Source organism: Nocardia citri (genome assembly GCF_054065835.1).
In genome coordinates this window covers 180,944-206,715 of the sequence record NZ_JBSUQM010000007.1, presented here as the reverse complement: position 1 = coordinate 206,715, position 25,772 = coordinate 180,944, and the positions used below count along the sequence as shown (strand labels likewise).

The following is a 25,772-nucleotide window of genomic DNA, read 5'->3' as shown; positions in this document are numbered from 1 at the left end:
CGCGCGAACCTGGGTATGCGCCCGACATGGTCAACTTCGGATATTTCTTAGCCAGCGAACAGTTCGGGCCGAAAGAACTCGTCGAACAGGCCAAACGCGCCGAACAGGCGGGATTCGAGCGGCTGTGGATCTCCGATCATTTCCATCCGTGGAATGACGCCGAGGGCCAGAGTCCGTTCGTCTGGGGCACCATCGGCGCGCTCTCGGAGGCCACCCACCTACCAGTCAGCACGGCGGTGACCTGTCCCACCGTGCGCATCCACCCGGTGATCGTCGCGCAGGCTGCCGCGACCGCGGCCGTCCAACTCGACGGCAAGTTCATTCTCGGCGTCGGCAGCGGTGAGGCACTCAACGAACACATTCTCGGCGATCCGTGGCCATCGCCCGCGGTTAGGCTGGAAATGCTGGAGGAGGCGATCCAGCTGATTCGGCGGCTGCATCGCGGCGGCACGGTCAACCACCGCGGCCAGTACTACACCGTGCAGGACGCGAGAATCTACACCCTGCCCGATGCGCCGGTGCCGATCTATATCTCCGGATTCGGACCGCAGGCAACGCAATTGGCAGCCCGCATCGGCGACGGCTTCTGCACCGTACTACCCGATGCCGATGCGGTCGACACCTTCCGCACTTCGGGCGGCGGCGGTAAACCGGTGCAGGCGGGCGCCAAGGTCAGCTGGTCCAGCGACGAGGAGTCGGGTCTGGATGCCGCGCATCGCCTCTGGTCCAATGAACTCCTGCCCGGCCAACTTTCCCAAACGCTGCCGCGGCCGCGCGATTTCGAGGACGCGATGAGCCTGGTCGATCGCGAATCCACCCGCGACCACTTCGCCACCGGACCCGATCCGGAACGTCATATCCGTCACCTTCGGCAGTATCTCGATGCCGGTGTCGACGAACTGTACGTCCAGCAGATCGGGCCCGATCTGGATGGCTTCTTCGCAGCGTGGGAAAAGGAGATCCAGCCCGCCCTGAGCTGAATCTCAGGCCGGTACCGCGATCATCGGGCGACGCCAGACCCGATGCCGGGCAGGCGCATTCGCGAATGGCTCGACGAAGTCCTCGGCACCCTCACACCTGAGCCAGGCAGTGCGGACGAGCCTTCGGGGGCCGCAGTCAGTCCGTCGAGACCGCCCCCACCACACCGCCGGTGTCGGCATCGCCGTGTACGACGGCCACATCGGCCTGCACCCACAAGCACTGCCCAAAGATGCTGAGCGGCTCCCGCTACCTGCGCCGTCGTTTGGGTGTTTGCCGCAGTCCCGCCAGCGCGTCGTTGACGACACCGATGGCGAAATGTGCTGGATTGTAGTGGTCGGCCCGAGCGATTCCCAACCATTCGAGCCGGTCGGCATGCTCGTCGTCGTCAGGATCGGCGAGGATCTCGAGCAGTTGCGCATATCCCCAGATTCCGCCGCAGTCTTCCGGCGGAGCAGCGCGGCGTCCTCCGGTACAGCGCGGATAGTCCACCGACGACTCGCCTGGTCCGGAATGCTCGACGACGATCGAATGTACCCAGTCGTCGCCGAAATCGTAGATGTAGCTGAGCTTCGCACCAGTGCCGTGCACCACCTGCTCGAGGGTGGCGCTTTTGTCGGAGCGGCGCCCTGATTCCAGAGTGGGATGTCCGAATGCGCCGAAGTCGGTTTCGAAGACGTACAGGTGGCTATCTGTCCAGCCGAACGCCGACTGGAGCACCTGATGCAGCACATTCAACGGGATATCGCCGGGAACCTCCAACCGGCGCCAGATAGGCGGCTTCGCCCCACGCAGATCGATACGCAAACGCAGGATCGGCGCCGGACCATCCCTGGTCTTCCGTTTGGGTGGCAACTTCACGACCTTCGGTGCCCGGAACCGACCACCACGGGCAAGGGGCGCGATGTCCTCGATCAAGGACAGCAGAGCTTCTTGGTCTATATCAACAGGTTTCGGGTGCGGCGGCTTAGGTTTCGTCGACAACGGCAAGGCGCGCAGCCGCGCGCGCAGCAAGAGCGCGAGAGCCTCGTATGGCGGGCCGTCATCATCGCCTAATTCTTCGCCACCGAGGTCGAGGTCACCCAGGTCGAGGTCGTCACCCAACGGGATGTCGTCATAGAGGTCGTCGAGAAGCTCGGTGCCGTCGAGGTCGTGTTCGTCGCGGCGGTCCAGTGCGATTTCGGCCTGCCACCGGAACTCGGCCAGGGTCAGCGCCTTCTCCACAAATCGGAGTCCCTCGCGCCGAGCGTGCTGGTGCATATCGGCGAGCGCTTCGGGCAGCTCATCGGCATCCACCAATGCGATATCGATCGCCGCACCACACTCTTCGGGATCGATCATGATCAACATCGCGTGCGATCCCGACGGCCGGTCGAAATACGCGGCCAAGAGGAACACCTCGCCATCCGGATCGGCGAGCGCGACACAGCCGCGCACAGCGACCGGAGCCGCCAACTGCTCAACCCAGGCGGGAAGCGTGTTCGCCGATCCCCGCAGCCCATCCAGGCGGGCCGCGGCGGCCATCGCGATCCGCTCTTCGCCGAGCACACTGAATACCGTGAGCATTCCCACGGCCACCCGATCACCCAATGCCTCGAAGGCTGGCAGCAGCTCCTCGAGCATCAGCTCTTCGAGGTTTCCGCCGAGCAGGCTCGCGGATGCCAAGAACATCGCACCCAGCAGCTCCACATCGAGCGGATCGGTGATCTGGTCGAAGGATTCGACGATCGCCGCGGCCTCGAGCGCAGGATCGAATTGGCTGTCACAACCACAATTACATGGCGGTGCCGAACCCGATTGCGGTACCCGTTCGAGGTTTCGACGCGACGTTGGACGCTGGGTCACGCCGTCACTATAGCCATCAGAGCAGCGCGGGGCGGGCACTGCTACACGCACTCAGGTGGCAATGCGGTCGGGAACCGTCGCATCGGTCGGGACAGTGTGGTGCGCAGGGTCTTCAATATGGTGAGCATGGCTTGCACTTCGTCTGTGGCGAAAAGCGCGTCCGGACCGGTAGGGCCAATGATCGAAACGGCGGTTTCCACGGTGTACCAACGGCTACCAAACCGTTCTCGGCGATCACGTCGATGAGCAGGTCCAGGTAGTGCACCTGGCTGGCCGTGAGGTTCTTGTTGGCTTGGAAATGGTCGAATGCCGCTGCGGCGGCCTCGCGGTCCAGACCGGTCAGGGCGCGCAGGAACAGTCCCAGGTCGCCGTGCTCGGCCTTGGCCTGTTCGATGTCGGCTTCGGTGCCGAAACCGCTGTCCAGGAAGATCTGCTCCAGCTCCGCCAGGTCGGCGGTGGTGATCTACTTGTTGCGCAGGATCTTCTGCACTGACGGCTGGTCTTCATGGTGAGCTTCTTGGCCGCCTTGTAATACACGTTCGGGTCCACGACCAGCGCAGACCCTCAGGCGGGGCCATCAGCGCTCACCGTGTAAAACACTGAATCCATGACACTTCCCTCCCCGACCACACCTCCTGACGCACCAGCGTGGTTAGCCTTCGGCGGCCAATTTTCCGCAGATTCAGACATTACCTTCGCCGCCAGATAGTATCGTGTGTGATAGTATCGCACACGATACCATCGAACCGCGCCCCGTGGAGGCTCAGCTTGGTCGACTTCATCGGACGGCAGCGCGAACTGGACACACTTGCGGCCGCGCTGGCCGGAGTGCAGTCCGAAATCGGAACAGCAAGGCCGGGACGTTGCCTAATCCTGCGCGGGCGACGCAGGATCGGGAAGTCCGCATTGGTAGAGGAGTTCGTGGACCGAAACCGAGTACCGAACGTCTTTCACACCAGTGAGATCGGCTTCGGCACCGATCCGCTCACCGAGTTTGTCGACGCCGTGCGCAGTTCGTCGCTGCCCGACGCCGACATCTTCGCCGAGGCTCTCCCCGGCAACTGGACAGCGGCACTGCGCCAGCTCGCGGGAATCCTGCCGGAAGATCATCCGAGCGTAGTGGTGCTCGACGAACTGCCGTATCTCATGGATCCAGCCGGTGCGTTCGAGAGCATTCTGCAGCGAGCCTGGGATCGCGAGCTCTCGCGCAAACCAGTGCTGCTGATCCTCATTGGCTCCGATCTCGCCATGATGCAAGCACTCACCTCATACGGTCGTCCGTTCCACCAACGCGGCACCGAAATGCGCCTGGGACCACTCAATCCAGCCGATGTGGCGACGATGACCGGTCTGGAACCAGCAACCGCCTTCGACGCGGCACTGGTGACTGGCGGACTGCCCGTCATCGCAGTGCGCTGGCGGGCGGGCGAGGATGTCTGGGCATTCCTCGCCCGTGAACTGGCAGATCCGGTAAGCCCCTTGGTCGTTTCCGCACAACTGTCGCTTGCCGCCGAATTTCCGGACCAAACCCAAGCCCGACAAGTGTTGGCGGCAATCGGCAGCGGCGAGCGCACCTTCACCAACATCGCCAGAGCGGCTGGCGGCATCGCGCACTCGACGCTGACGCGGGCCACGGAACTGTTGACCACCAAGGGCATCGTCGCAGCGGAGTTACCGATCAGCCTCACACCGTCCAAGGAACGCCGCTACCGGATCACCGACCCATATCTGCGCTTCTGGTTAACCTTCCTCGGTCCTCATCTCACCGAATTGGACCGTATGCGTCCCGACCTCACCCTCGAACGAATTCACCGCAGATGGACGAGCTGGCGAGGCCGCGCCATAGAGCCAGTGGTCCGCGAATCACTCGCACGTCTGCTCCCCGCACACGGCATTCCGGCATGCCCCGCGATCGGCGGCTACTGGACCCGCAGCAACGACGTGGAAATCGATATCGTCGGCGCCGACCGCGAACCCGTCGCAAACGAACTGGCATTCCTCGGGTCCATCAAATGGCTGGAAAACTCACCCTTCGACAATCACGACCTGACCGCACTCCAGCACCACCGCCACCGCGTCACCGACAAACCCATCCCACTCGTCGCTATCACCCGATCCGGAGTCACCACCGAACACCTCGACGCCGTATTCACCCCGGTAGATCTCCTCGAGGCCTGGCAACTTGGCACTGACCAGCCGCGATGATCGACGGAGCGCCGTCAGGGCCGGCATGCATCTCCCGGGCGCTGCGTCATGCTGACATGAGAGGCTGTGCAGTCGCCGCCACGACAGGCGAGCCCGGCCAGCGACACCACCAGCCGGATGCTGCGCCTGCCCACCATCCGCAGCCGGTTCAAAGTACTCGCCGACATCACGTCCCACCAGCAGCGACCTACCGCTGGTCCTGGCCGAGTTGCTGAGGCCAAACGCGACGACGACCGGGTCGCAGTAACAGCGAGCTTCGCATTACGGGCGCCGGCGCCCACGTGATAAAACGTTGCGGGCGCCCCACTTTGACGCCAATCCCAACGTCGATCCAGATGTCACCCCTCAGCGGCGAGCTGGCCACACGCAGCAGCGATCTCCTGCCCCCGCGTATCGCGCACCGTGCACGGCACGCCCTGCGCGTTGACGCGCCGAACGAATTCGGCCTCAACAGGTTTCGGGCTGGCATCCCACTTGCTACCTGGAGTCGGGTTCAGCGGGATAACGTTCACGTGTGCGCGCGCGCCCAGGGCCTTGTGCAGTTTGGACCCGAGCAGATCCGCGCGCCACGGCTGGTCGTTGATATCGCGGATCAGCGCGTATTCGATGGATACCCGACGACCGCTCTTGTCGGCGTAGTAGCGGGCGGCGTCGAGGACCTCCGCGACCGGCCATCGGTTGTTCACCGGCACCAGAGTGTCACGCAGTTCGTCATCGGGGGTGTGCAGCGATACCGCGAGGGTGACCGAGAGGTCCTCGTCGGCCAGTTTGCGAATCGCGGGAGCCAAGCCGACGGTGGACACAACGACGTTGCGCTGGGAAATACCGAACCCATCGGGCGCCGGTGAGGTGATGCGACGAACCGCGGCCACCACCCGCTTGTAATTGGCTAGCGGCTCGCCCATACCCATGAAAACGATATTGGACAGGCGGCCCGGACCGCCCGTAACCTCACCATTTCGCATGGCGGCGGCCGCGGCACGCACCTGGTCGACGATTTCTGCCGTGGAGAGGTTGCGGTTGAGCCCGCCCTGACCAGTGGCACAGAACGGGCAGGCCATACCGCAGCCTGCCTGGCTGGAAATACAGAGGGTCGCGCGGTCCGGATACCGCATCAGCACGGACTCGAGCAAAGTGCCATCGCCGGCGCGCCACAGGGTCTTTCGCGTCTGTCCCTCGTCACAGGCGACGTGTTTGACCACCGACATAAGCGGCGGGAACAGCGCCGCGCCGATCTTGTCGCGCACAGCGGCGGGCAGATCGGTCATCTGTTCCGGATCGGCCTGCAGGCGGGCGTAGTACTGGCGCGCGATCTGGTCGGCGCGGAACTTCGGCAGACCGAGCTCCTCGACCACAGCCATGCGCCCGTCGGCATCAAGGTCGGCGAGGTGCCGTGGTGGCATACCACGACGCGGAGCGTCGAAGACGAGGGGCAGGGAGGCGGTCATAGTGCTTCCAGTGTCCCATCTTGCGCGGGCGGCTCGAACCGAAGGTGACCATCACGACCCCCGACGCGACGAAGGTCACCTTCGATCGGACCGGCAGCGGCAGTCACGAACAGCCCGCGACCGGGTTGACGATATGCCGCCCCTGCACCGAAACGCGTGCGCCGACCATAGCGATCAGCAATGATCGGTGCATGACCAGCCACGCCGAGTCGCCGGAGCCGGAGCGCACCGAGCAGGTCGCACCTCCGTCGTCTACCGGCCGCAAGACCGTCGAGCCGTCCGGCCGCAAGACGGTCACGAAGACCCGGATCAGCCAGACCTGGGTCGGACTGATTGTCGCGGCGCTGATCGCGATCGTGGTGCTGGTCTTCATCCTGCAGAACCTGGAACAGCAGCGAGTGGATCTGTTCTTCTGGAACTTCTCGCTGCCGGTCGGAATCCTGGTCCTGCTGTCGGCGATCGCGGGTGCATTGGTGATGGCGCTGGTGGGCGGGGTGCGCATCTTCCAGCTTCGCCGCGCCGTGAAACGCTAGTACCCGCATCAGAGCAGCGCGGACAGCACCAACCAGGACACGAAGGCCGAGGGCAGCATCGAGTCGAGCCGATCCATGATGCCGCCGTGGCCGGGCAGCAGGGTGCCCATATCTTTGATGCCCAATTCCCGCTTGACCTGGGATTCGATCAGATCGCCGACCGTCGCGACCAATACCAGCCCGACGCCGAGCACCACGCCGATCATCGAATTGGCGTCCAGCAGCAGGGTGACCGTCAGTAGGCCGCCGATCACACTGAACACCAGCGAACCGCAGAAGCCCTCCCAGGACTTCTTCGGGCTGATGGCGGGCACCATCGGATGCCGCCCGAACAGCACACCCGCGACGTAACCACCGACATCGGAACAGACCACCAGGATCATGAAGGTCAGCACCCGCAGATTGCCGCTGGGCTCGAGCAACAGCAGCGTCGCGAACGAGGCGAGCAACGGGATCCAGGCCAGAGTGAAGATGGCGATCGCGGTGTCGCGCAAGAAGTTTCGCGGTGCGGTGTGCAAGCCGTGATCGAAAAGACGCCACACCATGAAGATCAGCGAGGTCGCTGCGAAGGCACCCGCCACGCCGCTGGCACCCCACGGCCAGCCGAGCCAGAACACCGCCTGACCACCGACAATGAGCGGGATACGCGGGACGAGCACATCCGCCTCCCGCAGCCGCTTGGCAACCTCCCAGGTGGCGACGCCGACACTCGCCGCCGCAACACCGATGAATACCTTCGGCACGAAGAGCAGAATCGCGATGAGCGAGAGACCGAGGCCGAAGCCGACGGCCAAGGCGGCGGGCAGATTGCGGCCGGCGCGCGAGGCAGGGGCCGCAGGTTCCTCCGAGTTCTCCGGCTGGCTCGTGGCGTTCATCGGCTCCGCCGGATCGGGGGTCGCGGATTCGGCGTTCTCTGGGCCCGGCGTCACCGGTCCCCAGCTCGAGCGCCCACCGCTCACAGGTCCCGGTGTGGCGGATCCGGGCGGCACCGCCGCCGAATGCGTAACCATCGCCCTGCCAGGGGTCACGGGCGTGGCCCCGCGGCGCGCCGCCTCGGACATCGAGGAGTCGGAGTGCGCGGGTTCGGGAGGTGCGGCTTCGGGAATCGCGGCACCGACCGCACGCCCGTCCGTCGCATCAACTGTGCCGCTGGCCGGCCTCGGCTCCTCGGCCGCACCGGTCGCGGCGGCGTTCTCGGCCACGATTGTCCCGTCGCTCAACTCGTCGTTCCGTTCGTCCCCCGCCCGGGCGGGCCCGAAAGATCCGGCCTCGGACCTCAGACCTCGAGCAGTTCAGCTTCCTTGTGCTTGACCAGTTCGTCGACCTGGCCGACATATTTCGCGGTGGTCTTGTCGAGCTCCTTCTCGGCGCGCCCGACCTCATCCTCACCCGCCTCGCCATCCTTCTGGATCCGCGACAGTTCGTCCATGGCCTTACGGCGGACATTCCGAATCGAGACCTTGGCGTCCTCGCCCTTGCCCTTGGCCTGCTTGGCCAGTTCACGGCGCCGCTCCTCGGTGAGCTGCGGGACCGAGATCCGAATGATGTCACCGTTGTTGGTGGGGTTGACACCGAGATCCGAATTGCGGATCGCGGTTTCGATCGCGCCGAGCGTCGACTGCTCGTACGGCTTGATCACCACCATCCGCGGCTCCGGCACGGTAATGCTCGACACCTGGGTAATCGGGGTCGGCGAACCGTAGTAGTCGATGACAATCCGTTGGAACATCCCCGGATTCGCCCGACCGGTGCGGATGGACCCGAGATCGTCCTTCGCCACCGAGACGGCCTTCTCCATCTTCTCCTCGGCGTCGAAGAGCGCTTCTTCAATCACGACCATTTCCTCCACAGCGTCGTCATCGTCATGATCCGCGGGCGCGGGGTCAGGACCGAACCAATGTGCCGATCTTCTCACCGGCGACCGCACGGGCGATATTGCCCTTCGTCAACAAATTGAACACCAGCATGGGCATCTGGTTATCCATGCACAGGCTGAAGGCCGTCGCGTCCGCGACCTTCAGGTCACGCTCTATGACCTCTTTATGGGTGATTTCGGTATACATGGTCGCGCTCTCGTCGACCCGGGGATCCGCGGTGAAGACCCCGTCCACGGCCTTGGCCAGCAGCACCACGTCGGCGCCGATCTCCAGCGCGCGCTGGGCGGCGGTGGTGTCGGTGGAGAAGTAGGGCATCCCCATACCTGCACCGAAAATGACAACCCGCCCCTTCTCCAGATGCCGCTTGGCGCGCAGCGGCAGATACGGCTCGGCCACCTGCCCCATGGTAATCGCGGTCTGCACTCGGGTGTCGATGCCCTGCTGTTGCAAAAAGTCTTGCAGCGCAAGGCTGTTCATCACGGTGCCGAGCATGCCCATATAGTCCGAGCGGGCGCGTTCCATACCGCGCTCCTCGAGTTCGGCGCCGCGGAAGAAGTTGCCGCCGCCGATCACCACGGCCACCTGAACTCCGCTGGAGACCACCTCGGCGATCTGCTCGGCGACCATCTGCACCACATCGGGGTCGAGCCCGACCTTGCCGCCGCCGAACATCTCCCCGCCCAATTTGAGGAGCACCCGGCGATATCCTGGGCGGTCGGTCCCGGGGTACGTCATGGGTGTTCGTCTCCTTCGGCGATAGATTTCGTTCTGTCGACACAGCACGTGGGCCGGATGGCAACGCGGAGGCTCAATACGGGAGCGCCTTTATCCTGCCCTACTCGAATTCGATGTGGATAGAAGACCCCCTCGGACGCAACGAACTCGCCCGGTCGAACTCGGGAATTGCGAATGAACGGGCAGCGTCCGGACAGCCGAAACCCCTCGTACGCCGGGATCCGGAGCACGAGGGGTTTCGCGGGCCTGATCAGGCCTGACCGACCTCGAAGCGGGCGAAGCGGGTCACGGTGACACCAGCCTCGTCCAGCAGCGCCTTGACGGTCTTCTTCGAATCGGTGACCGACGCCTGCTCCAGCAGGACGACATCCTTGAAGAAGCCGTTGACGCGGCCCTCGGTGATCTTCGGCAGGGCGGCCTCGGGCTTGCCCTCTTCCTTGGCGGTCTGCTCGGCGATGCGGCGCTCGTTCTCCACCACATCGGCCGGCACCTCCTCGCGGGTGAGGTACTTGGCCTTGAGCGCGGCGACCTGCATGCCGACCGCACGCGCGGCCTCGGCGGCGGTGTCACCCTCGCCCTGGTACTCGACCAGCACGCCGACGGCGGGCGGCAGATCGGTGGCACGCTTGTGCAGGTAAATGGCGACCGGGCCGTCGAAGGCGACAACGCGACGCAACTCGAGCTTTTCGCCGATCTTGGCGGCCAGCGCCTGCAGTGCCTCCTCGACGGTCTGACCGTCCAGCTTCAGCGCCTTCAGCGTGTCCAGGTCGGCGGGCTTGGCGGCCGCCGCGGCGGTCACAATCTTATCGGCGAGGCTTTGGAACTCGTCGTTCTTGGCGACGAAGTCGGTCTCGGAGTTGATCTCGATCAGCACGCCGTCCTTGGCGACGACCAGGCCCTCGGCCGTCGCGCGCTCGGCACGCTTACCGACATCCTTGGCGCCCTTGATACGCAGCACCTCGACGGCCTTGTCGAAATCACCATCGGTCTCGACCAGTGCGTTCTTGCAGTCCATCATCCCGGAGCCGGTCAGCTCCCGCAGCCGCTTCACGTCAGCGGCGGTGTATGTCGCCATGGGTGGCGATCCTCCTGTGTGTTGTTTCGGGTGGTAACACCACCTTGCCGACCGCTCCTGTTCAGGAGAGGTCGGCAAGGTGAACAAACGCCCGCGGTGGCAGCGACGGGCCGGAGGCGGTAGCTCGCGTAGCACGTCGGCACCCGCAGCCACCGCCATCGGATACCGGTCAGGCGTCGGCCGGGGTGGCGGGGGCCTCGGCAGCAGCCTCGGCATCGGTCGCGGCGGGCGCGGCCTGCGCGAGCAGCTCCTGCTCCCACTCGGCGAGCGGCTCGCCCGCACCGGCTTCCGGCTTCTCGTCACCGGTGGCGATACCGGCCCGCGCCTGCACACCCTCGGCCACCGCGGAGGCGACGACCTTGGTCAGCAGAGCGGCGGAACGGATCGCGTCGTCGTTACCCGGGATCGGGTAGTCGACCAGGTCGGGATCGCAGTTGGTGTCCAGGATCGCGATGACCGGGATGTTCAGCTTGCGGGCCTCGCCGACGGCGATGTGCTCCTTGTTGGTGTCGACGACCCAGATCGCCGAGGGCACCTTGGCCATATCGCGGATACCGCCGAGAGTGCGCTCCAGCTTGTTCATCTCACGCGTGAGCATGAGGATTTCCTTCTTGGTGCGCCCCTCGAAGCCACCGGTCTGCTCCATCGCCTCGAGCTCCTTGAGGCGCTGCAGGCGCTTGTGCACGGTGGAGAAGTTGGTGAGCATGCCACCCAGCCAACGCTGGTTGACGTAGGGCATCCCGACGCGAGTCGCCTCGGCCGCGATCGACTCCTGGGCCTGCTTCTTGGTGCCGACGAAGAGCACGGTGCCACCGTGGGCGACGGTCTCCTTGACGAACTCGTAGGCCTTGTCGATGTAGGTCAGCGTCTGCTGCAGGTCGATGATGTAGATGCCGTTGCGGTCGGTGAAGATGAACCGCTTCATCTTCGGGTTCCAGCGCCGGGTCTGGTGTCCGAAGTGTGCGCCGCTGTCGAGCAGCTGCTTCATGGTTACGACAGCCATGGTGGGCGTATCTCTCTCTCGTTGCCGGTTGCCGCGGCGAATCGGTGATCCGCCGCCCTGGCGCCTCCGAATCATCGGACCCGATCGCGAGGATCAGGACCAGCCGATGATTCCCTGCTTCGCATGCACTGCCGATTCACGAAGTCGAACTTCGTTCGAACAGCGCCGTTGCAAACAAGCACGGGATGGCGCGCGAAGTCGGTCCATGCAGGCACAGACCGCTCGACCAGTCTACGGGCTGAGGGTGTGAGTTTCTAAATCGCCCTGTCACGGGTCGAAACGGACCATTTCCACAACTGCTCGAGTTGTCCACACTCGCCGAAGCGCGGGTCCCGCGGTAGCCATGCGCGGGCGACGCTTGAAGCATGAACCGCATAGCTATCTCGATAACCATGCTCATCCCACCGCTGTTCCTACTGTCACTGGCTCTGGCACAGCCGGTTTCGGCCGCGCCACCGGACAGCGCGGCGCCGCCATGGGGGCATATGGCGATCCTTGGATCGGAAGTCGTCTTCGCGGAGTGCACGGGTTCGGCATGTTCGGCGCCCCACGCGGGAGATCGAGCGGCGCACATGCCGGATCCGCTTCGCGCCGCGTCGTTCGCGGTCGCGCCCGGTGTGCTGAGTGTGAACATCGCGCCCGAGGGTCTCCGGATGAACCTCGCGCCGGACGCGGCCCGCGTGACATCCGGGGCGCTGAGCGTGAACGTCGCGCCGGATGCACCACCGGTCGATGTCGCGCCCGATGCACCGCACGCGGAGTTCGCACCCGACATGTTCCGGGTGGACGGTGCGGTCGATATACGTTCGACCGATAGCGGGCGGATACCGATATTCGAGGAGGGAACGGTACCGCTCACCACCAGCATCATGCGTGGGGACGGCGCTGGGTCGGCAAGTTCGTTGCCGCGAGTTGTCGGCGATCTGTTGTCGCGGTTGCTGGATCTGGTTCGGCGTGTGCCGCTACCGCTGCCTCGCTGATCTCGGATGAACCGCCCCGGCGGGGTTGGCGGGATGTATCGGCGGCGACTGATTTCGATCGGTGTCGGAATTATCGCGTTGCCGGGACTCGTTGCGGGGCAGTCGGTTTCGGCTGCCCCATATGGAGATTTCAGCTGGCCGTTGCAGCCACGGCCCGCGGTCGAGCGACGATTCGACAAACCGGCACGGGATTGGCTACCTGGGCATCGCGGGGTCGATCTGACGGGTGCGCCCGGGCAGGCGGTCCTCGCGGCCGGAGACGGAATCGTGGTGTTCGCGGGAACGGTGGCAGGGAAGCCGGTCGTGTCGATCGATCATTCTGGCGGCCTCCGAACCACGTACGAACCAGTGCAGGGGGAGGTTTCGGCGGGCGTGAGAGTCGGCCGCGGAATGCGAATCGGCACGTTGGCGGCGGGACACGAAGGCTGCGCGGTGGCGTGCCTGCATTGGGGTGCGAGACGAGAAGCGAGCGGACACAGCCGACCCGAGTACATCGATCCACTCGGACTGCTGCACCCGACTCCCCTGCGACTGAAGCCGGTGTCATGAATCCGGGTCCGAGCAGCACTTTCGGAGGACATCCTTCCGTCGCGACGGTTCCGGGGTGAGGATCGGGTTATGGGATATACGCTCGGAGATCCGCCGTTCACCTATACCGAGGTCGGCGCGACGAAGGAGGTGCTGCCCGCGGGCTATCACCGGTTCCGGCTGCGCCGACGCATTGGATCCGGGCGGCCACTGTTCGAGCGCGCGGGCGCGGACATCCTGTCGTATCGAATGCAGAAGGGCACCGGGATCTTCCGGGAAGCCGATACACCGACCGCGAAACCGGGGACGCGACTGACCATGCGATTGCGCGTCGGTCCGATCGGCATCACCGCACCGTGCCGGGTCGTGTACATCCTCGACGAACCCGACCGGCGCGGCTTCGCTTACGGCACGCTGCCCGGACATCCGGAAATCGGCGAGGAACTGTTCGCCGTCGAGTACGACCCGACCGATGACTCCGTCTACGGCCTGGTCACGGCTTTCTCCCGCCCAGGGGCCTGGTACGTCCAGCTGGGCGGACCGGTGGTTCGAGCCATCCAGCACATCATCGCCGGGAAATACATCGACACGCTGCCGACGTCCGCCTAGGACACAGTCGGCAGCACACCAGGCGCGGGACTGCGGGTCCGACTGCAGCACAGCTGAATTCGACGGCGATTGCTCGAAAACGACAAATCGCCCGAACAAACCGGCGGCAGTGGTGCTCGCCGGAACGTTCAGACGTCGCGGTCCAGCCATCTCGGCTCATGCAAGAGCACATGCGGCCAGGTACCCAAAAGCTTGTGCCGCACGCGCGGCAGCTTTCAGACTTGCACTCCCGCCCACAACCCGATCAGGTCGCGTAATCGCACACACGGTCGGACACTTGAACCTCGAGCGCGGCACCCTCGGCGGCAATCAGAGACCATGACGCCCGTGCGATTCCAGCTCAGCTCGCGCTAGAGCACACGGGGCCGGATATCTAGAGTAGCGCCGCCAATGCCGCGGCTTCGGCGCGCAGCAGATCGCTGTGATCGGCGCGGCCGAGGGTGTCGTATTCGGCCGCGGCCTGGTGCCGGTCGGCGATTTCGGCGGCCACGATCTGCTCGATATCGGCTTCGGTGAGATCGCGGCGGCGAGCTTCGGCGACGCCGAGTCCGACCGCACTGCTCTCGATGGCACCGGCCTTGATATCCACGGTGTCGATGGCTTCGGCGTTATCGATGGCACCGAGGGCCGAGCGCAGTCCGGAGATGGCGCTGCGGTCACGGGTTTTCATCGCGGCGGACAGCGCGGTGCGAAGGCGCTCACGCAGGGGTAGGGATTTGTCGATGGCTTCGATGGACATGGTCGCCGACCGTACGCGTCGGCGCCGCACGGGTCGAGCGATTTAGCCGGACGACCCGCCAGGTCTCGGCAACCCCTCATGGTGTGACGATGGCGAAGTCCGGATCCGGCGCGTCGATCACGCCGACTACTGCGGCCAGCCCGCTGGGATCACCGGCGACGGCGATATCGCCCGCGGCTACCAGTGCTCCGAGATCCTCGCCCGCCAATAGGACTCGGATCAGGATCGACCTGGTCAGGGCGAAGGAGGCGATTGGATCGGGTAGATCGGCGCCGTCGGGCTTGTCGTAGTGGACCAGCAGACCGTTGCGTAGTTCTAGGCGGTAGATGCGTTTCTCGTCGGTGATATGCCAGTCGGTCACCACGCGCAGATTCCATGCCTTCGGCCCGTCGATGCGCAGCGCAATCGCGTCGAAAATCTGCTCGATGGTCAGTGCGGCGAGCATGGTCGGCGCATTCGCCGTCGTCGGCGTGCCGAATGAGCCGTTGCGCAGCTCATAAGCTCCGCTGAGGTAGAAGTTGCGCCAGGTAGCGTTCTCCGCGCCGAAGCCGAGTTGTTCGAAGGTATTGGCCTGCAACGCTTTCGCTGTCTCGTTGGCCGGATCCGCGAAGATGACGTAGTTGACCACTTGGGCGACCCACCGGTAATCCCCAGCGTCATAAGCGTTTTGCGCCTTGCGCAACACCTCGTCGGCGCCGCCCATGAATTCCACATGGCGCCTTGCGGATTCGACCGGCGGATGCTCCCACAGATGCGCCGGATTACCGTCGAACCACCCCAGATACCGCTGGTAGATGGCCTTGACATTGTGGCTGACCGAGCCGTAATACCCGCGCGTATGCCAGGCATCGGCGATCGCCGGGGGCAGCTCCAGCATCTCGGCGATCTCGCCACCCACATAGCCCTGATTGAGCCTGCGCACCGTCTGATCGTGCAGGTATCCATACAGATCCCGTTGCAGCGAGAGGTATTCCACCAGCCGGTCGGTGCCCCAGGTCGGCCAGTGATGCGAGGCGAAGACCACATCGGAATTGCGGGCGAACAGATTGATCGACTCGGTCAAATACTTGGCCCACACATGCGGGTCGCGCACCAGCGCACCACGCAGCGTCAACAGATTGTGCAGTGTGTGCGTCGCATTTTCGGCCATGCACAGTGCACGCATATCCGGGAAGTAGAAATTCATTTCGGCGGGAGCCTCGGTGCCCGGAGTCAGTTGGAAGACGATTCGGATTCCGTCGACTATTTCTTCCTGACCGGTGGTGGTGATATCCACCGTCGGCGGAATCAAGGTGATGGCGCCTAGCGATGTCGTCTGTCCGAGCCCGGCCCCGACCTGGCCTTTCGGCCCCCTCGGCAGCGCGGCGCCATACATATAGGCAGACCGACGCCCCATCGCTGTTCCCACATAGATGTTTTCGGCGACCGCGTGTTCGAGGAATCCGGCCGGTGCGAGTATCGGGCAGCGGCCCGCCGCGACATCGTCGACCGTCGTCACGCCCATCGCACCGCCGAAATGGTCGGCGTGCGAATGGGTGTAGATCAACCCGGTCACCGGTCGATGGCCTCGGTGCGCGCGATACAACGCCAAGCCCGCCGCGGCGGTTTCCGCCGAAATCAGTGGATCTATCACGAGCACACCGGCGACGCCCTCGATCAGCGTCATATTCGACAGATCGAGCCCACGGATCTGATAGATACCCGTCGCGACCTCATACAGCCCCTGTTTGACGACCAACCCGGACTGCCGCCACAGGCTCGGATTGACCGATACCGGGCAAGTTCCCTGCAGGAAAGCGTAGGATTCGTTGTCCCATACCACCTTTCCGTCGGGCGAGCGCACCTCCCCGGGCTCGATTGCCGCGATGAAACCGCGGTCCGCATCCGCGAAATCGGTCGTGTCAGCGGGTAGTGCGGCCGCTGCTCGTTGCTGCTCGGCGATGATGAATTCGCTCGGCTCGGTCGCTGTGCTCATCTCCATCCTCCTGTGGTTGTCAGCCGAATATGTCCGGCCCGCCACGCATTAGGGCCGTGAAACCGTAAAACCGACTGCGACCGCGACACAGGCAACGGCCAGCACCGCCAGCACCGTCGCGGCAATGACACCGCCACCGTGGCCGAAGCGCCCGTTATGCAGCGCGCGATTACGCGAAATACACAGGGCCGCAACGGCTGCCATGGTGATCGCCGCACCGATCGATGCGATGGCGACGGCGCGCCACCCGCTGGTCGCGGCATGATTGACGAAAAGCGCGGCGACGACCATAGCGGCAATGGCCGTGCGCCGCCACGCCAATGCGGTGCGCTCGGCGGCCAGAGTCTTCGGGCTCATCGGAACAACACCACGATGCACGCGAATATCGACACGACGGCGATACCCACCGACAGAATCGGCACCATGATCGTATCGGGCAACGGTTCACCATTTCGCATGGCCCGACCGACGCGCCGCCAATGCCCGTAAGCGCCGACCGCGATGATCACGGCGAGCACGATGCAGCTCATGGCGAGCACGCGACGCAACCCCGACATCCGCAGCGGCTGCACCAGCGTATGCACCGCGACACCGCCGGCGAGCAGACCGAGCGAGGTACGCATCCAGGCCAGGAAGGTGCGTTCGTTGGCGAGGGTGAAGCGGTAATCGATCTCCTCTTCCCCCTCCTCGGATTCCTCGGCGGGGTTGGGGAGGGTCACGCCGCCTCGGCTCGGGTTTCGGATTTCACGGGCACCTCTCCATGGCTGGTCGGTTCCTGCCGCATGCGAACGCTCCGCTATGTCAGGTTAACGACCGGCGTTGTGGTCGTCTACGAAGATCACCACCGCAGGTGCGGCAGACCCGGTAAATCCACCGGTCAAACGGGTGTGGCGTCCTGGAAGGTCATCGCGAGCCGATCGACGGTCGAGGCCATGAGTGCACGCTTGGGTAATCCGAGGGAACGCATTTCGTCGGCCCAGGCGTGCTCGCCCAGGACCAGTTCGGCGCCGCCGGGGCGAGCGCGCATACCAGATGGTTGCATCTGCCACTGCGTGCAGCGGGTAACCCCGTCGATGTGAGAGTAGGCGTCGAACGACGAACTGCCACGGCGTCGCGGGACCGCGAGGCCGGGGCGTACCGCGAGATCGACGACCAATTGCCCGTTCTGGCGCAGTACGCCACGTCGTGTACCGCCGTCGTGCTGTGCGTCGAAATCGGCGATTTCTTTGGGGAATCCCCAGATGCCGCGACCTGCGGCGAGGGTGAATTCACCGTCGACGGGGAGGCGATGAATGAAGATGCCCGCGCCGCCGGTGGACAGCGCACGCAGGTCGGCGAGCGTGCTGCTCGGTCCGGCTGTGTGGTGGCGAACCATGACGGACACACCGAACTCGTTGTACGGCCCGAGGTCGCCATCTATGTAATCGACGAAAACGAGTGTGCACATGGCGTGACCACCCGGCAGCCGAAGGATCTCCAATCCGGAGTAGTCGACGAGGCGCTGCGCGGCGGCGGCCGGTACCGAGTAGGTCGCCATGAAGGCGTGTGCAAGCCGAATCCGCACCGGCATCTGCACTTGCTTACCCAGCACGGTATGCGTACCCATCGACTTCACCTCGAGAAGGCATGCGGTATGCGCCGACCACCGACCGGTCGACATATCGCGCGGCGTTTACAAATCCTTCAAATTAGAACTCGTGTCAGAATAGTCGCCGTTTCCCTTTAAGCGAAGCGCTTTCATCAACAAGAACAGATTTCAGCTTTAGTTGTCCGACTGCGAGCAGTCAAGCAGGCCCAACCGATGGTTCCGGCCCGGACAGTGGGCCTCGCCCCAATTGGGCCGGGTGATCCTCGTCCGCCGATCCGTGGACTGTCAGGCGCGGGGGTGAGCTTGGTCGTGGACCTTTTTCAGGCGCTCGATGGAAACGTGGGTGTAGAGCTGGGTAGTCGCCATGCTGGCGTGGCCGAGGAGTTCTTGTACTACGCGCAGGTCCGCGCCGCCCTCGAGTAGATGGGTCGCAGCCGAATGCCGCAGGCCGTGCGGACCCATATCGGGTGCGCCCGGGATTGCCGAAACGACCTCGTGGACAACCGTTCTGGCTTGACGTTGGTCGAGCCGTCTGCCGCGACGGCCCAGCAGCAGCGCGCGGCCGGAGTCGGGTGTCGCGAATGTGGGGCGTCCGTACCGCAGCCAATTCGCGATCGCCTCATCGGCCGGAACACCGAACGGCACCGAGCGCTCCTTATTGCCCTTACCGATAACACGGACCAGCCGCCGCTCCCGATCGATATCGTCGAGATCCAGGCCGCACAGCTCGCTCACCCGAATGCCGGTCGAATACAGCAGCTCCACGATCAGCCGGTCCCGCAATGCCATCGGATCACGTTGCACCGCACCGGATTCCGCCGCATCCATAGCGGCGACCGCCTGCTGTGTGCCGAGCACCGCCGGCAATACCCGATGCGCCTTGGGCGAACCGAGCCGCAGCCCCGGGTCGATCGACAGCCGCCCGGTACTGGTCAGCCACGCGGTGAACGTCCGCGCCGAGGACGCCCGCCGCGCAATGGTCGTCCGCGCCGCCCCGCCGGCCGACTGCGCCGCCAACCACGACCGCAACAACGCCAAATCCATTTCCCGCACCGCCGAATCCGCCGACCGCGCAACCAAATGCCCCAACAACGAACGCGCATCCCCCACATAGGCCCGGGCCGTATGCACCGACCGATTGCGCCCGAGCCGCAGATGCCGCTCGTACTCGGCCAGCAACGCCTCGAGATCCTCCGGCAACTCCATACCGCTACCTGAAATGTGAGTGTTTGTATAGCGACTCATGTTTCGGGCGACCACTCCTTGCGGAGTGGCAGTCCCCGTCTGATCGACCTTGGACAACGCTGTGCGGGGTAGACGCTTCGACGCCTCCTACCTGCCCCATCATCGCGGTGGGGCAGGTCTCGCGGCTGGCTCCGCGTCCGCCTCCGGCCGAGAGGTGCGCGGCCGGGCCACTTCCGGTACCGGTCCTCGTTTCCACACCGTTCGTGGGCTCGCCGAGGCGGACAAGGTTGATCACCGCGCTGAGGCCGCGATCAACGGCGAGACCACAGCCGCAGCATCGCGCCAACATCACGTCATGGATTCAAACACATATTCGCCGATAAGCACTCACATCCAGCCGCGTTTCGGCGAGGTGCGCATAACCCCACCGTCACCGCGTAAGACAGCATAGTGCGACAACAGCGGTTTCGAATGCCTTGGACACGATGCTTCTGTATCATCGCGCCCCGACCTGAACGAGCCACAGAATGTTCCAGTCTGCACTGGCCGGCTCGGTTCAGACGGCGAGGATATCGACTGGAGTACGCGTCTCATTGTCCCGCGCGCTCCCATTGTTCTGGCGCAACCACTCAATGTCTCGAACTCTTCGCAGTTCGGTACCAACCGTTTTCGTCCATGCCGACCAGGCCCGCGAGTTCTAGCGCGGGGAGAATGGCACGGACGGTAGGTAGTTCTACACCGGAGTTTTCGGCGATGGCGCGGGGTTGGCGGGAGCCGATTTTCGGGAGCGCGGCGTAGACCGATGCTTCCTCGCCTTGTAATCGAGAGTCGGACAGCTGGGTGGATGGTACTGAAAGGCGTAGTGGGCCTGCTTCATCGATGACCTCTTCGGCGCGGGTGACCAGGAGGGCCTCCCCTTCACGGATCATGCGATGGCAGCCCGCCGAGGCAGCGGCGGTGACCGGGCCCGGGATGGCGAGGGCGGGACGGCCGAGGCGGCGCGCCCATTTCACGGTATTGCGGGCGCCGCTGCGCAGCCCGGCTTCTACGACCAGGACGCCGTCGGCTAGTGCGGCGATCAGACGATTGCGGGCCAAGAACTGATGCTTGTGGGCCATCGTGCCCGGCGGATATTCGCTGATTACCAAACCGGTTTCGCCGATCTCGGCCAACAGACGCGCATGTTGGGCCGGGTACGGGCGATCGACGCCACAGGCAAGAACGGCGATGGTCGGAGCACCGACGGCTAGGGCTGCGCGATGTGCCATACCGTCTATACCGAATGCGGCACCGGAGACAATCGTCCAGCCCTGGGCGGCCAGATCACCGACGATCTCGCCGGTGACGTGCTCCCCGTATCCGCTGCTGCATCGCGCTCCGACCACCGCGATCGCTCGTTCGCTCGATTCCAGCAACGACCGCGGCCCACGCACCCACAGCACCAACGGCACCGTCCCGTCCCGATCGCGTCCGGGCTCGAGTTGGCAGAGCCCGAGCATCCGCCAGGCCGGCCACTCCGGATCGTCCGGAGTCACCAACCGCCCACCCAGCCGCTCCATAACATCGAGATCCCGCGCCGCACTATCGATCTCCCGCCGTTTGCCCGTCGGCCCGAGCAATGACTCCGGCAACTCACACTCCCGCACCGCCCGCGCTGCCTCCAGCACCCCCACCGATTCGATCAATGACGACAACGCCGCACACGGTCCCTGCACAACACGCGACAAATACGCCCAAGCCAACCGCCGCTCATCGACATCCCCACCGGAAACCACCGACTCCGGGGATTCCGAAGCCCAACCATCAAGATCCACAAGCCCATGCCCCGACGGGCCGGTACCGCCTGCCTCGGCACCGGCATACCGCGCCGCTTCCGCACTCCTGACCACCAATGCGACCGGGTACGTATCGCTCCGCATCGACGGGCCCGCAGTTCCCGGTTCCGGACTTCCACTCGCCGACCCCGCGGCGGAGAGACCACCATCGAATGGGCGCTCGTCTCCCATTGCCGCGCTCAATGTGCACCCCGTTGCCGGAAGTTCAAGGCGGCCAATACGTCTTGGGCACTGGGTTGGTCGGCGTTGCGCAGGTCGCAGATCGTCCACGCGACGCGGATCGCACGGTCGGCGCCGCGGGCGGAGAGGCGGCCCAGGCGGAGGGCGGCTTCGATGGGGGCGGTTGCCTCACGCGGGAGTCGGAAGTGTTGGCGCAGGATGTGGCCGGGCACTTCGGCATTTGTTGCCCAGCCGTAGTCCCGCCAACGTTGTACCGCGGCCTGCCGCGCGGCCGCTACTCGACTGCGGACCACCTCACTGCTCTCGGCCTCCTCGGCGGCGAACGAGGCGCCGGAGTGGCCATGCATCTGGACCCAGATGTCTATGCGATCCATCAACGGTCCGGACAGCTTGCCCAGGTATCGGCGACGCGCGAGCGGGGCGCAGATGCAGTCGACATCGCGGGCGGGCGCACATGGGCAGGGGTTCGCGGCCAAGACGAGTTGGAAACGGGCCGGGTAGCGGGCCACCCCGTCGCGGCGAGCAATGCGAACTTCGCCCTCTTCCAAGGGAGTTCGCATCGCTTCCAGGACCTTGGTCCCGATCTCCGCACATTCATCGAGAAAAAGAACCCCGCGATGGGCACGGCTGACGGCGCCCGGACGCGCCGTACCCGATCCCCCGCCCACCATGGCGCTGGCCGAGGTCGAGTGATGCGGAGCGACAAAGGGTGGCATGGTGATCAACGGGTGGTCATCGGAGAGCGCGCCCGCGACCGAATGTATGGCTGTGACCTCGAGCGCTTCGGCTTCGGTCAGCGGCGGCAACAGGCCCGGAAGCCGTTGCGCCAACATTGTTTTGCCGATTCCGGGCGGTCCGGTGAGCAACAGATGGTGTCCACCCGCCGCGGCCACCTCGAGCGCCCACCGAGCCTCTTCTTGACCGACCACCTCGCTCAGATCCCCACCACAACGCACGGTGTCGGGCAGCATGCCATCGGGCTCGACCAGACCGCCCTCACCGCGTAGCCAGGTGACAACGGTCCGCAGACTCGTGGCGCCGAAGACCTCGATGCCATCTACCAGACCGGCTTCAGCGAGAGCGGATTCCGGCACGATCACCCGCGTCCAGCCCCCATTGCGTGCCGCGAGTACCGCGGGCAGGATGCCGCGCACCCGGCGCACCCGCCCGTCCAGCGCCAATTCCCCCAGCAACACGGTCTTTCCGAGCCGATCGGAGGGAACCGCGCCCGCCGCGTCCAACACGGCGATCGCGAGCGCCAGATCGTAAACGCTGCCAATCTTGGGCAGCGTCGCCGGAGACAGCGCCAGGATCACACGCCCGTCCGGCCACTTCTCCCCGATATTCGCCACCGCGGCACGCACCCGGTCGCGGGATTCCTGTAGTGCGGTATCGGGCAGTCCGACCAGATGCACCGAGGGGAGCCCTTGCCCGATATCCGCCTCGATCTCGATCAGTTGGCCGTCCACCCCGTTGACCGCGACCGAATAAGCCACCCCCAGCGCCATCAGAACACCGCTTTCAGGTGATCGATGACCGGTCGGTGGCCGCGGTGCAGCAACACCGAAATCACATCGAAGCGGATATCGCGCCACGGACCGTTCTGTTCGGCCAGCCACACCAGTGCCAACCGCCTGATCCGCTGCTGCTTATCGAAGGTGACTGCCTCCGCGGGCGTGCCGAATTTCGCGCCGGTTCGCGTTTTGACCTCGATGAAGGCGGTGACACCGCCATCCCTGGCGATCAGATCGAGTTCGCCGTACTTGCACCGCCAGTTCCTGGTGATGATCTCCATCCCGGCGGCCTGCAGGAATAGGGCCGCCAGTTCTTCCCCTTGTGCGCCAAGCGCCTGGTTGTCTGCCACCGGCTCAGCGTGCCCGGACCGCACCCGCAGCCGAGGACCGCGACCTGCGCGAACAGAAGACCTGTGGATACCCGCTCAGCTGTGGACAACCCGGGCGTCCAACCCCCGTTCTCCACCTACTTGTCGGTGCCCCATGCTATGCGGCCAGCACCAATGGCAATCCGCGCTGGCCAGCACACTCGCCCTACTCGGGCAACCGCAGATCCGGCTTCTCCAACTCCTCGATATTCACGTCCTTGAACGTGATCACTCGAACATGCTTCACGAAACGCGCGGGCCGGTACATATCCCAAACCCACGCATCACTCATGCGCACCTCGAAGTACACCTCGCCGTCGGCGTTCTGCGGCCGCAATTCGACGGAGTTGGCCAGGTAGAAGCGGCGCTCGGTCTCCACCACGTACGAGAACTGACCGACGATGTCCTTGTACTCCCGATACAACGAGAGCTCCATCTCGGTTTCGTATTTCTCCAGGTCCTCGGCACTCATCGGGTGGGACGTCCTCCTTCTCGCCGCATTGCGTCTGCTGACATCATCATCGCGCATGCGCCGGGTCGGTAGCCACTCGGCTGTCCGGTTCGACGCCTTCCAGCACAACCTCATCGGCCAGTTCCGCGTCGGCGTACTCCGCCGCGGTTACCGGCCGCAACCCCGCCGCCTCCCGCACATTGCGCCAGGATCGGCGGTGCTCAGTGCTCGGTCCGAGCCGTTCCAAGGCCGCAGTGTGCTCGGGCGTGTTGTAGCCCTTGTGTGCGGCGAAGCCGTAGCCCGGAAACCGCTCGTCCAGCTGGACCATCATCCGATCCCTGGTCACCTTGGCCAGGATGCTCGCCGCCGCGATACAGGCCGCGGCCGCGTCACCACCGATGACCGGCAGCGACGGCACCGGAATTCCGGGCACCCGGAATCCGTCGGTCAGCACATATCCCGGCGTCTGCCCGAGCCCGGCGACCGCGCGGCGCATGCCCTCGATATTCGCGACGTGGATGCCGATCGAGTCGATCTCCCAGGCCGGTATGACGACAACCTTCCAGGCCAGCGCCAACCGGGTGATGACCGGGTACAGCTGCTCGCGCACGGATTCGGTGAGCTTCTTGGAATCGTCGAGTCCGGCCAGCCGGTCGTAGGCCTTGGGGGCGAGCAGGCAGGCGGCGACCACCAAGGGCCCAGCGCAGGGGCCACGCCCTGCCTCGTCGACCCCGGCGACCGGGCCTAGTCCGCTACGGATCAGCGCCGCCTCGAGCGTGCGCAACCCCCCGGCTCGACGCATCACGACACGCGGCGGCCACCCGTTGCCCGGAGTCGCGCCATTAGCCCTGACCACTCGACCCTGCCCCACCATCCAATTATCCTGCGGCTCGTACCGATCAGTTCGTCTGGGGATCCTGTGCTTTTACCGGACCGATGCGGCTGGGCGGCCAGATCTTGAAGACGGTCCTACCGCGCACGTTGTCGATCGGGACGGTGCCCTGCAGGTTATCGCTGACGTGGGCGCGTGAGTCGGCGGACTGGTTGCGGTTGTCGCCCATCACCCACAGGTTACCGTCGGGTACCTTGACCGGGCCGAATACCCGGCCCGCCGGATACGTCGCGTTCTGCTGACCCGGGTACCACGGATAGTCGTTCAGGACGTACGGCTCGTCCAACGGCTTACCATCCACCATGACCCGCCCCTGCGCGTCACAGCACTGTACGGTTTGGCCGCCGACGGCGATCACCCGCTTCACCAGGTCGTTCTCATCCGGTGGCACGAGCCCGAAAAAGGAGAAGAAGTTTTGCACACCGCGCACGACGACATTGCCGGACCGGATCGACTGGTAACGGGTATTCCAGGACGGCGGGCCCACGAACACCACGACGTCGCCGGGCTGCGGCTCGCCCCAGTAGTAGCTCGGCTTCTCCACGTAGATCCGGTCGCCGATGAGCAGCGTGTCTTCCATCGATTGCGATGGAATGACGTACGGGCGCCCAACAAAACTGACCATGAGTGCCGCGATGACCGCGGCGATGACAATGAGGACCGGCAGTTCCTGCCAGAAGGGGCGCTGCTTGCGCTTCGAGCGTCGTGAGCGGCGGCTCACGTCCTCGTCGTCCGAATCGGATACCGTCATCGACCCACTTTCGTCTGCCACGCGGAACAGATTAGCCCGGCACCGCGACTGACGTCCGATGCCGGGCTGGCTGAAGAACTTTCGTGCCGAGCGGGTGGCGCTACTCGGTCAGCGCTTTTCCTTGATCTTGGCGGCCTTGCCGCGCAGATCGCGCAGGTAGTAGAGCTTGGCGCGGCGGACATCACCGCGGGTCACGACATCGATGTGATCGATGTTCGGGCTGTGCACCGGGAAGGTGCGCTCCACGCCGACACCGAACGACACCTTGCGGACGGTGAAGGTCTCGCGAATGCCACCGCCCTGACGCCGAATCACGACGCCCTTGAAGACCTGGATGCGCTCCTTCGAGCCTTCGATGACCTTCACGTGCACATTGAGCGTGTCGCCCGGACGGAAGTCGGGGACGTCGCTGCGCAGCGACTTTTCGTCGACGAAGTCAAGGGTGTTCATTTCATCCTTCTGATGTTTGCGCGAGCAG

27 protein-coding genes are annotated in these 25,772 nt (G+C 64.9%); 6 read left to right on the top strand and 21 right to left on the bottom strand.

The genetic code is table 11. The features are described from left to right. Positions 1–26: 26 nt before the first annotated feature. On the top strand, positions 27–980 hold the full coding sequence (locus tag ACW2Q0_RS13620; RefSeq protein ID WP_457189865.1) for a TIGR03557 family F420-dependent LLM class oxidoreductase: 954 nt from the start codon (positions 27–29) through the stop codon (positions 978–980). 247 nt (positions 981–1,227) lie between these two features. On the opposite strand, the gene ACW2Q0_RS13615 is transcribed toward ACW2Q0_RS13620, so the two are convergent. Next, positions 1,228–2,823 carry a plasmid pRiA4b ORF-3 family protein gene (locus tag ACW2Q0_RS13615; RefSeq protein WP_457189863.1) on the bottom strand — a complete coding sequence of 532 codons (1,596 nt, stop codon included), beginning with the start codon at positions 2,821–2,823 and terminating at the stop codon, positions 1,228–1,230. 112 nt (positions 2,824–2,935) lie between these two features. Beyond that, a complete protein-coding gene (locus tag ACW2Q0_RS13610) occupies positions 2,936–3,247 on the bottom strand; it encodes a type I restriction-modification enzyme R subunit C-terminal domain-containing protein (protein ID WP_457190067.1) in 312 nt (103 codons plus the stop codon). A gap of 344 nt (positions 3,248–3,591) precedes the next feature. Here ACW2Q0_RS13610 and ACW2Q0_RS13605 point away from each other — a divergent pair, with 344 nt between their 5' ends. Next, positions 3,592–5,028, top strand: coding sequence for an ATP-binding protein (locus tag ACW2Q0_RS13605; protein ID WP_457189861.1), 1,437 nt, complete (start codon positions 3,592–3,594; stop codon positions 5,026–5,028). A gap of 338 nt (positions 5,029–5,366) precedes the next feature. Here ACW2Q0_RS13605 and rlmN read toward each other — a convergent pair whose 3' ends face one another. Continuing rightward, on the bottom strand, positions 5,367–6,476 hold the full coding sequence (gene rlmN, locus ACW2Q0_RS13600; protein WP_457189859.1) for a 23S rRNA (adenine(2503)-C(2))-methyltransferase RlmN: 1,110 nt from the start codon (positions 6,474–6,476) through the stop codon (positions 5,367–5,369). 191 nt (positions 6,477–6,667) lie between these two features. On the opposite strand from rlmN, the gene ACW2Q0_RS13595 reads away from it, so the two are divergent. After that, complete coding sequence (locus ACW2Q0_RS13595; RefSeq protein ID WP_457189857.1) at positions 6,668–7,009, top strand: LapA family protein; 342 nt, start codon at positions 6,668–6,670, stop codon at positions 7,007–7,009. 8 nt (positions 7,010–7,017) lie between these two features. Here the strand turns inward: ACW2Q0_RS13595 and ACW2Q0_RS13590 are convergent, their stop codons facing one another. The 5 genes from ACW2Q0_RS13590 to rpsB all read right to left on the bottom strand — a co-directional run bounded on the left by ACW2Q0_RS13590 (position 7,018) and on the right by rpsB (position 11,699). Continuing rightward, positions 7,018–7,884, bottom strand: a complete 867-nt coding sequence (locus ACW2Q0_RS13590) for a phosphatidate cytidylyltransferase (protein ID WP_457190065.1) — start codon at positions 7,882–7,884, stop codon at positions 7,018–7,020. A 401-nt stretch (positions 7,885–8,285) separates the two neighbouring features. Further along, the gene (gene frr / locus ACW2Q0_RS13585) at positions 8,286–8,843 is read right to left on the bottom strand and encodes a ribosome recycling factor (RefSeq protein WP_040693344.1); all 558 of its coding nucleotides are present in this window, start codon (positions 8,841–8,843) and stop codon (positions 8,286–8,288) included. A gap of 49 nt (positions 8,844–8,892) precedes the next feature. Next, positions 8,893–9,621: a UMP kinase gene (gene pyrH / locus ACW2Q0_RS13580; protein ID WP_364388970.1), complete on the bottom strand. Its 729-nt coding sequence runs from the start codon at positions 9,619–9,621 to the stop codon at positions 8,893–8,895. Positions 9,622–9,871: 250 nt separating this feature from the next. Then, a complete protein-coding gene (gene tsf, locus ACW2Q0_RS13575) occupies positions 9,872–10,696 on the bottom strand; it encodes a translation elongation factor Ts (RefSeq protein ID WP_457189854.1) in 825 nt (274 codons plus the stop codon). A 169-nt stretch (positions 10,697–10,865) separates the two neighbouring features. Beyond that, entirely contained in the window at positions 10,866–11,699 is an 834-nt protein-coding gene (gene rpsB, locus ACW2Q0_RS13570; RefSeq protein ID WP_457189852.1) for a 30S ribosomal protein S2, read from the bottom strand. Positions 11,700–12,064: 365 nt separating this feature from the next. Here rpsB and ACW2Q0_RS13565 point away from each other — a divergent pair, with 365 nt between their 5' ends. The 3 genes from ACW2Q0_RS13565 to ACW2Q0_RS13555 all read left to right on the top strand — a co-directional run bounded on the left by ACW2Q0_RS13565 (position 12,065) and on the right by ACW2Q0_RS13555 (position 13,816). After that, positions 12,065–12,679 (top strand): hypothetical protein, encoded by a 615-nt coding sequence (locus tag ACW2Q0_RS13565; protein ID WP_457189850.1) that lies wholly within the window; start codon positions 12,065–12,067, stop codon positions 12,677–12,679. A 33-nt stretch (positions 12,680–12,712) separates the two neighbouring features. Continuing rightward, entirely contained in the window at positions 12,713–13,228 is a 516-nt protein-coding gene (locus ACW2Q0_RS13560) for a M23 family metallopeptidase (protein ID WP_457189848.1), read from the top strand. Positions 13,229–13,297: 69 nt separating this feature from the next. Then, positions 13,298–13,816 carry a DUF1990 family protein gene (locus ACW2Q0_RS13555; protein ID WP_457189846.1) on the top strand — a complete coding sequence of 173 codons (519 nt, stop codon included), beginning with the start codon at positions 13,298–13,300 and terminating at the stop codon, positions 13,814–13,816. 373 nt (positions 13,817–14,189) lie between these two features. Here the strand turns inward: ACW2Q0_RS13555 and ACW2Q0_RS13550 are convergent, their stop codons facing one another. The 13 genes from ACW2Q0_RS13550 to rplS form a co-directional block, all read right to left on the bottom strand. Beyond that, positions 14,190–14,555 carry a hypothetical protein gene (locus ACW2Q0_RS13550; RefSeq protein WP_457189844.1) on the bottom strand — a complete coding sequence of 122 codons (366 nt, stop codon included), beginning with the start codon at positions 14,553–14,555 and terminating at the stop codon, positions 14,190–14,192. 76 nt (positions 14,556–14,631) lie between these two features. Beyond that, complete coding sequence (locus tag ACW2Q0_RS13545) at positions 14,632–16,530, bottom strand: alkyl/aryl-sulfatase (RefSeq protein ID WP_457189842.1); 1,899 nt, start codon at positions 16,528–16,530, stop codon at positions 14,632–14,634. Between the two features lie 48 nt (positions 16,531–16,578). Next, positions 16,579–16,887, bottom strand: a complete 309-nt coding sequence (locus ACW2Q0_RS13540; RefSeq protein ID WP_457189840.1) for a DUF202 domain-containing protein — start codon at positions 16,885–16,887, stop codon at positions 16,579–16,581. Continuing rightward, complete coding sequence (locus ACW2Q0_RS13535; RefSeq protein ID WP_457189838.1) at positions 16,884–17,249, bottom strand: YidH family protein; 366 nt, start codon at positions 17,247–17,249, stop codon at positions 16,884–16,886. The genes ACW2Q0_RS13540 and ACW2Q0_RS13535 overlap by 4 nt, the downstream gene beginning before the upstream one ends. A gap of 158 nt (positions 17,250–17,407) precedes the next feature. Continuing rightward, positions 17,408–18,136, bottom strand: coding sequence for an acetoacetate decarboxylase family protein (locus tag ACW2Q0_RS13530; protein WP_457189836.1), 729 nt, complete (start codon positions 18,134–18,136; stop codon positions 17,408–17,410). Positions 18,137–18,403: 267 nt separating this feature from the next. Then, positions 18,404–19,324: a tyrosine recombinase XerC gene (locus tag ACW2Q0_RS13525; protein ID WP_457189834.1), complete on the bottom strand. Its 921-nt coding sequence runs from the start codon at positions 19,322–19,324 to the stop codon at positions 18,404–18,406. A 608-nt stretch (positions 19,325–19,932) separates the two neighbouring features. Beyond that, positions 19,933–21,045, bottom strand: coding sequence for a DNA-processing protein DprA (gene dprA, locus ACW2Q0_RS13520; RefSeq protein WP_457190063.1), 1,113 nt, complete (start codon positions 21,043–21,045; stop codon positions 19,933–19,935). Positions 21,046–21,317: 272 nt separating this feature from the next. Further along, complete coding sequence (locus ACW2Q0_RS13515) at positions 21,318–22,826, bottom strand: YifB family Mg chelatase-like AAA ATPase (protein ID WP_457189832.1); 1,509 nt, start codon at positions 22,824–22,826, stop codon at positions 21,318–21,320. Continuing rightward, positions 22,826–23,182 (bottom strand): YraN family protein, encoded by a 357-nt coding sequence (locus ACW2Q0_RS13510; protein WP_457189830.1) that lies wholly within the window; start codon positions 23,180–23,182, stop codon positions 22,826–22,828. The genes ACW2Q0_RS13515 and ACW2Q0_RS13510 overlap by 1 nt, the downstream gene beginning before the upstream one ends. 184 nt (positions 23,183–23,366) lie before the next feature. Further along, on the bottom strand, positions 23,367–23,672 hold the full coding sequence (locus ACW2Q0_RS13505; protein WP_011210678.1) for a DUF2469 domain-containing protein: 306 nt from the start codon (positions 23,670–23,672) through the stop codon (positions 23,367–23,369). Between the two features lie 46 nt (positions 23,673–23,718). Then, complete coding sequence (locus ACW2Q0_RS13500; RefSeq protein WP_457189828.1) at positions 23,719–24,525, bottom strand: ribonuclease HII; 807 nt, start codon at positions 24,523–24,525, stop codon at positions 23,719–23,721. Positions 24,526–24,550: 25 nt separating this feature from the next. Then, entirely contained in the window at positions 24,551–25,294 is a 744-nt protein-coding gene (gene lepB / locus ACW2Q0_RS13495) for a signal peptidase I (protein WP_457189826.1), read from the bottom strand. A 108-nt stretch (positions 25,295–25,402) separates the two neighbouring features. Further along, positions 25,403–25,744 carry a 50S ribosomal protein L19 gene (rplS, locus tag ACW2Q0_RS13490; RefSeq protein WP_011210681.1) on the bottom strand — a complete coding sequence of 114 codons (342 nt, stop codon included), beginning with the start codon at positions 25,742–25,744 and terminating at the stop codon, positions 25,403–25,405. Between the last annotated feature and the right edge of the window lie 28 nt (positions 25,745–25,772).